The sequence below is a fragment of the Kitasatospora sp. NPDC091257 genome (assembly GCF_044757675.1).
Taxonomy (GTDB): domain Bacteria; phylum Actinomycetota; class Actinomycetes; order Streptomycetales; family Streptomycetaceae; genus Kitasatospora; species Kitasatospora lactacystinica.
The window spans coordinates 1-9,279 of sequence record NZ_JBIVVI010000226.1 but is presented as its reverse complement, the minus strand read 5'-3'; the positions used below and the strand labels follow the sequence as shown (position 1 = coordinate 9,279).

Below are 9,279 nucleotides of genomic sequence, written 5' to 3'. Positions count from 1 at the left end.
GTCCCGTTGTTCTGCTGGTACCAGACTCCGCCCGCGAAGGCCCCGGTGGCGATCACGCCGCCCGCCAGCACCAGGCTGAGCCAGGGCAGCTTCCGCCGGGGCGGCGCGGCCAGTTCGGCGCTCACGTCGCGGGCGTCCGGCGGGGTGGCGAGCAGGGCGACCTGCTCGGCCGGAGTGCCGGCGTCCGGGCTGACCCTGGCGATCTCTTTGCTCATGACAGTGGAGTCCTACTCGTGCCGGAGGGCGTCGATCGGCCGCAGCGAGGCGGCCCGGTTGGCGGGGTAGCTGCCGAAGAACAGCCCGATGGCGACGGCGATGGCGAACGCGCCGAGCACCGATTCGGGGATCACCACCGGCGTGATGCCGACGATGCTGAAGTGCGAGCCGGCGATCCCGGCCGCGACGCCCAGCCCCGCGCCGATCACCGACAGCAGCGTCGACTCGGTGAGGAACTGCCCGAGGATGACCGCGCGCGGCGCGCCGAGCGCCTTGCGGATGCCGATCTCGCGCGTCCGCTCGGTGACCGTCACCAGCATGATGTTGGTGATGCCGATCCCGCCGACCAGCAGCGAGATCGCCGCCACCGCGCCGAGCAGCACGGTGAAGGTCTTGGTGGTGCTCTCCCGCGCCGTGAGCAGCGAGGCCTGGCTGGTGATCCGGAAGTCCGCCTTGGTGGGGTCGGCGATGGCGTGCGTGCCGAGCAGCACCCGGGTGATCTCGGACTGGGCCGCCGTGGTGCTGTCGGCGTTCGAGGCCTGCACCAGGATCTGGTTGACCGGGCCGAAGCCGGTGAAGGCGTTCTGCACCGTCGGGAGCGGGGCGATGACCACGTCGTCCGGGTCGGTGAAGCCGCTGCCGCCCTTGGCCTGGAGCACGCCGACCACGGTGAACGGCGTGCCGCCGAGGACGACGGACTTGCCGACCGGGTTCTCGGTGTCGAACAGCTGCTTGGCGGTCGTCGCGCCGAGCACCGCGACCTTGCGCGAGGCGAGCACGTCGTCGTCGGTGAAGTACTCGCCGTGGGCGACCTTCTGGTTGGCGGTCTCGAAGTACGACGGGTAGGTGCCGACGATCGAGCCGGGGCTGTACGAGATGTTCCCGTACAGCGCCGTCCCGCTGGTGGTGACCACCGGGGCGACCGACTTGATGGCGCCCGAGTCGCCGTCGCTCGCCAGCGCCTTGGCGTCGGCGACCGTGAGCTTCTTGACCGCGGAGGTGGCCCGGGAGCCGCCGTTCGCCGAACCGGAGCTGACCGTCAGCGAGTTGGTGCCGAGCGAGGTGATCGAGTCCTTGACCGCCACGGACGAGCCGTTGCCGACCGCCAGCAGCAGGATCACCGAGGCCACGCCGATCAGCACCCCGAGCATGGTGAGCGCCGAGCGCACCTTGTTGGCGGCCAGGCCGCCGACCGCGAAGCGGAGCGTCTGCCAGAGGATCACGCCGACACCTCCGCGACCGCGGCCTCCGCGAACGCCGCGTCCAGGAAGGGCGGCGGCCCCTCCACGGGCGCCTGCCTCAGGTCGCTCACGATCTGCCCGTCGACCAGCCGCAGCACCCGCTTGGCGTGCCGGGCGACCTCGTCCTCGTGGGTGATCAGCACGACCGTGCGGCCGGTGGCGTTGAGCCCGTCGATCAGGGCGAGCACCTCCTCCGTCGAGCGGCTGTCGAGGTTGCCGGTCGGCTCGTCGGCGAGCAGCATCGCGGGCGCCGTCACCAGTGCCCGCGCCACCGCGACGCGCTGCTGCTGGCCGCCGGAGAGCTCGTTGGGCTTGTGCCCGGCCCGCTCGGCGAGCCCGACCAGCGACAGCGCGGCCATCGCCCGGCGGCGCCGTTCGGCGGTGCGGACGCCCGCGTAGGCGAGCGGCAGCTCGACCTGGGCGAGGGCGGTGGTGCGGGGCACCAGGTTGAAGGACTGGAAGACGAAGCCGATCCTGCGGTTGCGCACCAGCGCGAGCTGCTGCTCGTCCAGGTGTCCGACGTCGGTGCCGTCCAGCAGGTAGCGGCCGGCGGTCGGGACGTCCAGGCAGCCGAGGATGTTCATCAGGGTGGACTTGCCGGAGCCGGAGCTGCCCATCACGGCGACGAAGTCGCCCTGCTCGATGTCCAGGTCGACGCCCTGCGGCTCGCCGGTCTCCGGGTCGGAGGGGCCGCGCAGCGCGTGCACGGTGGCGTCGCCGTGCCCGTACGCCTTGGTGAGCCGGCGGATCCGGATCACCGGGACGGGATGCGCGGGGACGCGCTTGTCGATGACGTGACGCATGATCGGTCTCAGCCCTTGCCGCCGCGACCGGCCCCGCCGCCGGTGCCACCTCCGCCGCCCGGGAAGACCCCGCCGCCCGCGGCTCCGCCGGTCCCGCCCCGGTTGCCGCCGAGGCCCGGGAAGGAGGCGTTCGGGAAGCCGTTGCCGCCACTGGTGGTGGGGAGTTCGACCTTGTCGCCCTCCTTCAGCCCGGAGACCACCTGCACCGTGCTGTCGCCCTCGACCCCGACGCCGACGGTGACCCGCTCGGAGGCGCCGTCCGGCTGCACCAGGGTCGCGGTGCGCGACGTTCCGGTGCCGGAGAGCGCGGAGGTGGGCAGCGAGAGCGCGTTGTCGGCCTCGCCGGTGATCACCTGGACGGTGGCGCTGAGGCCGGTGCGCAGCGTGCTGGTGTCGCCGGTGATCTGGAGCATGGCCGCGTACTGGACGGCCGCGGAGCCGGCCGCGCCGCCGGATCCGCTGCCGGTGGGCAGCGAACTGACCGACAGGACGGTCGCGTTGAGCTTGGTGTCGGACTGGGCGTTCAGGGTGACGGTGGCCGCCTCGCCCTTCTTCAGCTTGAGCGAGTCGAGCTCGGAGAAGTTCGCGGTGACCTGCATCCCGGTCGGGTTGGTGAGCACGATGAAGCCGCTCGGAGCGGACGTCGAACTCGCGCCGCTGCCCGTGGACTTGGTGGCGGAGGACGAGGAGGCGCCGGAGCCGGTGGCCCCGACGGTGTCGCCGACCTTGCCGGAGACCGAGGCGACCGTGCCGTCCACCGAGGCGGTCAGGGTGGTGCCGGTCAGCGCCGCCCGGGCGTTGGCGAGGTTGGTCTGCGCGGTGGCGACCTGCTGCTGGGCCTGGGCCACGGCCGCGTCGTCGACCTTGGTGGTGGTGATGGTGGTGGTCTGCGGGGCGGGCGTACTGCTCCCGCCCGCCCCGCGGCCACCGCTGCCGGCCCCGGCGCCCGGAGAGGCGGCGGAGGTGGCGCCCGGCAGCTGCTCGGTGGTCGTGGTGGTGACCCCGGCCTGGGCCTTGGTGAGGTTGGCCTGGGCCGTGGTGAGCGCGGCCTGGGCCGCGTCCGCCTGCTGCTGGGCCGCCGTGGTGTCGACGGTGGCGAGCACCTGACCCTTCTTCACGGCGTCCCCGACCGCGACCTCGACCGCGGTGAGCCTGCCGCCGGTGGTGAAGTCCTGGGCCGCGTCGGTCGGTGAGACCAGGGTGCCGGATCCGGACACGGTGGCCAGGACGGTGCCCTTGGCCACCGTCGCGGTACGGGCCACGGGCTTCGCGGAAGCCGGGCCGGAACTGCCGCTGACCGTGGCGTACACCAGGGCGGCACCGCCCAGCAGGGCCACGCCGAGCGCGGAATTGACGAGGACGGCGCCTCGCCGCCGTGGGAGCACCTTCATGCCGGACAGCTTCCCGGGGCCCTCTTGCGTCGTCCTGGACGCCGGCTGGGAGAAGCCTGACCGGCCGGATCCGGGCATTGCGGACAGAGCACCCCTCCCGTGCGGGCGTCTTGGCGGCCCCGTGGGCGGCCGTTGACGGAACTCCCAGCGGGCTCCCAGCGACCTCCAGGCATCCGGCAGGACGTTCTGAGGGCGTTCTCACGGAGTCGGGCGGGACCGGCGGCAGCCGCCCGGAACGCCGCAGGGTACGGAACCCGCGGCAGCCGTGCGGAACGCCGCAGGGGCGCACCGGAGAACCGGCACGCCCCTGCGACCACCAACAGGACGTCAGAGCGACTTGCGGAAGGCCTCCGCCACCGACAGGAAGATCGAGTTGCCCTCGGCCTCGCCGATCGACACCCGCACGCCCTCCGGGAACGGCCGCACGATCACGCCGGCCTCGGCGCACGCGGCGGCGAACTCCGGCGAACGCTCGCCGAGCCAGAGCCAGACGAAGTTGGCCTGCGAGTCCGGGATCTCCCAGCCCTGGGCGCGCAGTCCGGCCACCACCCGGGTGCGCTCCTCGACCAGCGCCTCGACCCGCTCCAGCAGCGCCTCCTCGGCGCGCAGCGAGGCGATGGCGGCGTCCTGGGCGATCCGGCTCACGCCGAAGGGGGTGGCGACCTTGCGCAGCGCGGCCGCCACCGGCTCGTGCGCGATGGCGAAGCCGACCCGCAGGCCCGCCAGGCCGTACGCCTTGGAGAAGGTGCGCAGCACGCACACGTTCGGGCGGTCCCGGTAGAGGTCGATGCCGTTGGGCACCTCGGGGTCGCGGATGAACTCGATGTAGGCCTCGTCCACCACGACCAGGACGTCGCCGGGGACGGCGTCCAGGAAGCGCTCCAGCTCGGCGCGGTGGATCACGTTGCCGGTGGGGTTGTTGGGGTTGCAGACGAAGATCAGCCGGGTGTTCGGAGTGACCGCGGCGAGCATCGCGTCCAGGTCGTGGTCGCCGTTCGCCTTGAGCGGCACCGGGACGGGCGTCGCCCCGGAGACCGTGGCGACGATCGGGTACGCCTCGAAGGAGCGCCAGGCGAAGACCACCTCGTCGCCCGGGCCGGCCGTGGCGAGCACCAGCGACTGGGCGATGCCGACCGAGCCGGTGCCGGTGGCAATGTGCTCGGCGGGCACCCCGAAGCGCTCGGCCAGCACCGAGGTCAGCTCGGTGACCCCCATGTCGGGGTAGCGGTTGAGCGAACCGGCCGCCTTGACCGCGGTCTCCAGGACACCGGGCAGCGGCTCGTAGGGGTTCTCGTTCGAGGACAGCTTGTAGGCGTCGGCGCCGGCCGGCTTGCCGGGCTTGTACGTGGGGATGCCGTCGAGGGTCGGCCGCAGCCGCGGGCCCTGCGCTGACGTACCACTGCTCACGGTCGTACTCCGTTTCCAGTTGCGGAACTCTCCGGTGCGCTCGCCCGCCACGGACGGGGTCGCCTCCGTGCCCGGGACCTCGTGACGCGCCCGGACTCCCCGGTCGGGTGCCTTGCACGATACCGACCGCCCTCACCCGTAGGAGTGAGATGCCCGGTCGGGTTACAGGCGCAGATCAGCCATTCTGCCCGGTTCCTTTGGCACATGTCAGAGGTAAGAGGCCTGGTTTCAGGCGGGTATCGAAGGGGCGCACCCCGGCTCACTCTTGGAGAAACGTATCTCTGGGGGCTTCCGATGCGCCGGTCACAGACCCTTGTCAGGAGCCATACGATCGGTCCGCCATGACAGCAGCAGCCAACCAGAGCGGTCGGCGTCCCACCACCTCACGGCGTCTGGAACGGGCCGGCATCCGGGATGTGGCAGCAGCCGCCGGAGTGTCGATCACCACTGTCTCCGATGCGCTGAACGGAAAGGGCCGCCTGCCCGACGAGACCCGCAGCCGGGTGCGCGAGGTCGCCGAGCGCCTCGGCTACCGCCCCTCCGCGGCCGCCCGCACCCTGCGCACGGGACGGTCCGGCCTGATCGGCCTGACCGTCACGACCTACGGTGAAGAGCCGTTCACCTTCACCGAGTTCGCGTACTTCGCCGAGATGGCCCGGGCCGCCACCAGCGCCGCCCTGGGCCGCGGCTACGCGCTGGTGGTGCTGCCCGCCTCCTCCCGCCACGACGTCTGGGGCAACATCGCCCTGGACGGCACCGTGGTGATCGACCCGCCCGACCAGGACCCCCTGGTGAGCGAGCTCTACCGGTCCGGCGTGCCGGTGGTCAGCGACGGCAAGCCCGGCAACTGCCCGGTCACCGCCTGGGTCGACAACGACCACGAGGCCGCCGTGCTCGGCATCCTCGACCACCTCTCCGAGGCCGGCGCCCGCCGGATCGGCCTGCTCACCGGCACCAGCACCGACACCTACACCCGGCTCTCCACCGAGGCCTACCTCGGCTGGTGCGCCAAGGTCGGGCAGGAGCCGGTGTACGAGACCTACCCGGCGCACGACCCGGCCGCCGGCGCCGTCGCCGCCGACCGGCTGCTCGCCCGCCCCGACCGGCCGGACGCCGTCTACGGACTGTTCGACCCCAACGGCACCGACCTGCTGGCCGCCGCCCGCCGCTACGGCCTGCGGGTGCCGGACGACCTGCTGCTGGTCTGCTGCAGCGAGAGCGACGTCTACGCGACCACCGAGCCGCCGATCACCACGCTCTCGCTCAAGCCGCGCAAGATCGGCACCACGGTGGTCAACCTGCTCATCGACGCGATCGAGGGCGTGGACTCCGGGACGGGCGTCGACATCGCCCGGCTCTTCCCGCCGCGGTTCCGCACCGCCGGCACCGGGCCGCCGCCCGGCACCCTGATGCCGACCGAGCTGATCGTCCGCGCGTCCTCCCAGCGCCGGAGTCCGCGCACCACCGTCAGCCCGCCCCGGGCCCCGGGCGAGGTATAGACCACCACGCCGCAGCGGCCCCGAGGCCGGGCCGCGCGGCCCCGCCACAGCTGACGAGACCATGCCGAGCCGGGACAAAACGGACCTTGCGGGACCGCCCGGCTGACGCTCCGGAGGATTGGATACCCACCAGGTGACGACGCCGGGAGAGTGGTCTTCCTATGATGGGCGAATGACACCCGAGGACCGCTTCCCCGGGCCCGAGCACCCCCACTCGGTCCCCCGCCACCAGCCGGACCTCGACGTGCTGCCGTACGGCACCTATTACGAACCCGACGCCGCCACCGGCTACCCCGCCGCACCCTACGAGGGGGAGGGCCACGACGGGGAGACCTACAGCGGCTACGGCGGAGCCCGCTACCTGGAGCAGCACTGGCCCGCCGACGGCCAGGGCCACACCGTGCACGCCCAGGGCATCGGCATGGACCAGGCCCCGGCCTTCTCGCAGCAGGGACATCAGGAACACCAGGGACAGCAGGAGCACCAGGGACACCAGGGGCAGGGCGGCTACGAGGACGGCCCCGGGTACGAGGAGCGCACGGGCTACGCGGGCGGGGAGCAAGGCGGCTACGAGAGCCGGGAGCAGGGCGGCTACGACGGCCAGGACCAGGCCGGCTACGACGCGCGGGAGCAGGGCGGCTACGACGGCCGGGACCAGGCCGGCTACGAACCCACCCTGCCCGACCAGCCCTCCCCCGCACTCGGGCTCGACGGCCGCGACGACCCGCCGACGATCGAACTCGGCCCGCCGCTGCCCGACCCCGCCGCGCCCACCTACCCGTACCCGGCCCCCGGCCCCGGCGAGCCCCCCGGCCCGGTCTACGTCGTCGGCGACGTGCACGGCTACCTGGAGGAGCTGCGCGCCGCGCTGCACGGCCAGGGCCTGATCGACGCCGACGGCCACTGGTCGGCCGGCCGCGCCCGGATCTGGTTCCTCGGCGACTTCACCGACCGCGGCCCCGACGGCATCGGCGTCATCGACCTGGTCATGCAGCTGGCCGCCGAGGCCGCCGCGGCCGGCGGCTACTGCCGCGCCCTGATGGGCAACCACGAACTGCTCTTCCTCGGCGCCGCCAAGTACGGCGACGAGCCCGTCCAGTCCACCGCCGGCACCGCCTCCTTCCTCGCCGCCTGGCGGCTCAACGGAGGCCAGCAGAGCGACCTGGACCGGCTGGAGGCGCACCACATCAGCTGGCTCTCCCGGCTGCCCGCCATGGCGGTCGAGGACGGCCACCTGCTGCTGCACTCCGACACCACCGCGTACCTGGAGTACGGCGAGTCCATCCCCGACGTCAACGACGCGGTGCACGGCCTGCTCGCCGACGGCAGCGTGGACGAGTGGTGGGACTGCTTCCGCCGCTTCACCAAGCGGTTCGCCTTCCGCGGCGACGCCGGCCCGATGGCCGTCCACGAGCTGCTGGACACCTACGGCGGCAGCCGGATCGTGCACGGGCACAGCCCCATCCCGTACCTCACCGGCGCGGTGCACAACGACGACGGCCAGCCGCCGCACATCCCCGGGCCGTACGTGTACGCGGACGACCTCGCGGTGGCGATGGACGGCGGCGTCACCATGGAGGGGCGGCTGCTGGTCGCCCGGCTGCCCATCGGCTGAGGCGCGCGGCCGCTCCATCGGCCGGATCGCCCTCCGGCTGCCGACCGATCGTCAACCGACCATCGCCGTAGAACAGTTGTTCCCGGCGCTCGGGCGGTCGCACGCGCGCGTCCCGGGGCGCGAAATTCCGGAAACCGACTGTCAGCCCGGGCGCGCCCGCCCCTACCATGAGGCACACCACACCCGGCCGCCCGTCCGGCGGCCCGCCTCCGCGCCCGTTTCGGCGTCCTGAGGGCCGCGCGCCCCCGGGGCGGAGCGAACGGGGTCCGCACGAACGGGGTCCCCATGTCCAACCCCCCGCCACTGCTCGCCGAGGACCGCCCGGAGTACGAGCGCCTCCTCACGGAAGCCCTGCGCGACCGCGCCGTCCTCACCGCCCTGCGCGCACCCGGCGCGCTCACCACCGACCAGCTGCGCATCCGCGCCCTGCGCGACGCCGACCGCGTCAACGCCGCGGCCGCCACCGAGTACACCCACTACACCCGGCTGCGCGAGAGCCTGCACAGCACGCCCCCGCCGCCGCCCGGCAGCGAACCGGCCGCCCCCGGGCTGCTCAGCCAGCTGCGCTCCGGGGGCGGCGGTGCCGGACTGTTCCCCGTCCTCACCGTGCTCACCCCGATCCTGGCCTGGGCCGCCGCCCTGTTCCTGCTGCTGATCGGCTACCTGCTGCGCGCCGCCGGTCCGAACCTCGCCCTCGCCCGCTCCCTGGTCACGGCCGGGTGGGTGGCCCTCGCCGCCGGGGTCGCCGCGATGGCCATCGGCGTCATCGGGCTTCTGCTCACCGCCCTGCGCGAAGGCGCCGCGACCGCCCCGGCCGGCACCGACCCGGAGCTCGCCGCCGAACTCGGCGACGCCCACCGCGAGTGGCGCGGCGCGCTGCGCGAGCGCGGAATCCTCCCGTACCTGCTCGACGCGCTGCCGCCGGTGCCGGGCCCGGCCGCCCGGCCCGACCACGACGGCCCGGGCCACGAGAGCCCCGACCACGACGGCCCCGACCACGACGGCCCGGGCCACGAGGGCCCCGACTTCAGCAGCCCCGGCTACACCTCGCCCGCGTTCACCAGCCCCGGCCCCGAGGGGCTGACCGACCCCCGGGGCCGCACGACC

General features: G+C 73.5%; 8 protein-coding genes. 3 read left to right on the top strand and 5 right to left on the bottom strand.

All coding sequences use genetic code 11. The features are described 5' to 3' along the window. From ACIQOV_RS13485 to hisC, 5 genes are all read right to left on the bottom strand, one after another. On the bottom strand, positions 1-215 hold a 215-nt coding region (locus ACIQOV_RS13485; RefSeq protein ID WP_401048276.1), incomplete at its 3' end, for a hypothetical protein. Between the two features lie 12 nt (positions 216-227). Further along, positions 228-1,439 (bottom strand): ABC transporter permease, encoded by a 1,212-nt coding sequence (locus ACIQOV_RS13480; protein WP_401048274.1) that lies wholly within the window; start codon positions 1,437-1,439, stop codon positions 228-230. Further along, positions 1,436-2,260 (bottom strand): ABC transporter ATP-binding protein, encoded by an 825-nt coding sequence (locus tag ACIQOV_RS13475; RefSeq protein ID WP_401048271.1) that lies wholly within the window; start codon positions 2,258-2,260, stop codon positions 1,436-1,438. Before ACIQOV_RS13475 ends, ACIQOV_RS13480 begins: the two co-directional genes overlap by 4 nt. 8 nt (positions 2,261-2,268) lie before the next feature. Further along, positions 2,269-3,651, bottom strand: a complete 1,383-nt coding sequence (locus ACIQOV_RS13470) for an efflux RND transporter periplasmic adaptor subunit (protein WP_401048269.1) — start codon at positions 3,649-3,651, stop codon at positions 2,269-2,271. Positions 3,652-3,978: 327 nt separating this feature from the next. Beyond that, entirely contained in the window at positions 3,979-5,058 is a 1,080-nt protein-coding gene (gene hisC / locus ACIQOV_RS13465) for a histidinol-phosphate transaminase (RefSeq protein WP_359905131.1), read from the bottom strand. A 341-nt stretch (positions 5,059-5,399) separates the two neighbouring features. On the opposite strand from hisC, the gene ACIQOV_RS13460 reads away from it, so the two are divergent. The 3 genes from ACIQOV_RS13460 to ACIQOV_RS13450 all read left to right on the top strand — a co-directional run. Further along, the gene (locus ACIQOV_RS13460) at positions 5,400-6,557 is read left to right on the top strand and encodes a LacI family DNA-binding transcriptional regulator (protein WP_359905133.1); all 1,158 of its coding nucleotides are present in this window, start codon (positions 5,400-5,402) and stop codon (positions 6,555-6,557) included. Between the two features lie 676 nt (positions 6,558-7,233). Continuing rightward, on the top strand, positions 7,234-8,172 hold the full coding sequence (locus tag ACIQOV_RS13455; RefSeq protein ID WP_401048278.1) for a metallophosphoesterase: 939 nt from the start codon (positions 7,234-7,236) through the stop codon (positions 8,170-8,172). Between the two features lie 285 nt (positions 8,173-8,457). Further along, positions 8,458-9,279: hypothetical protein (locus tag ACIQOV_RS13450; protein WP_401048265.1), on the top strand; the 822-nt coding region annotated here is incomplete at its 3' end.

Excerpts from the sequence above, each read along its gene's own strand:
- ACIQOV_RS13475 (WP_401048271.1), bottom strand. The coding sequence starts at position 2,260 with ATGCGTCACGTCATCGACAAGCGCGTCCCCGCGCATCCCGTCCCGGTG.
- ACIQOV_RS13470 (WP_401048269.1), bottom strand. The coding sequence starts at position 3,651 with ATGAAGGTGCTCCCACGGCGGCGAGGCGCCGTCCTCGTCAATTCCGCG.
- ACIQOV_RS13460 (WP_359905133.1), top strand. The coding sequence starts at position 5,400 with ATGACAGCAGCAGCCAACCAGAGCGGTCGGCGTCCCACCACCTCACGG.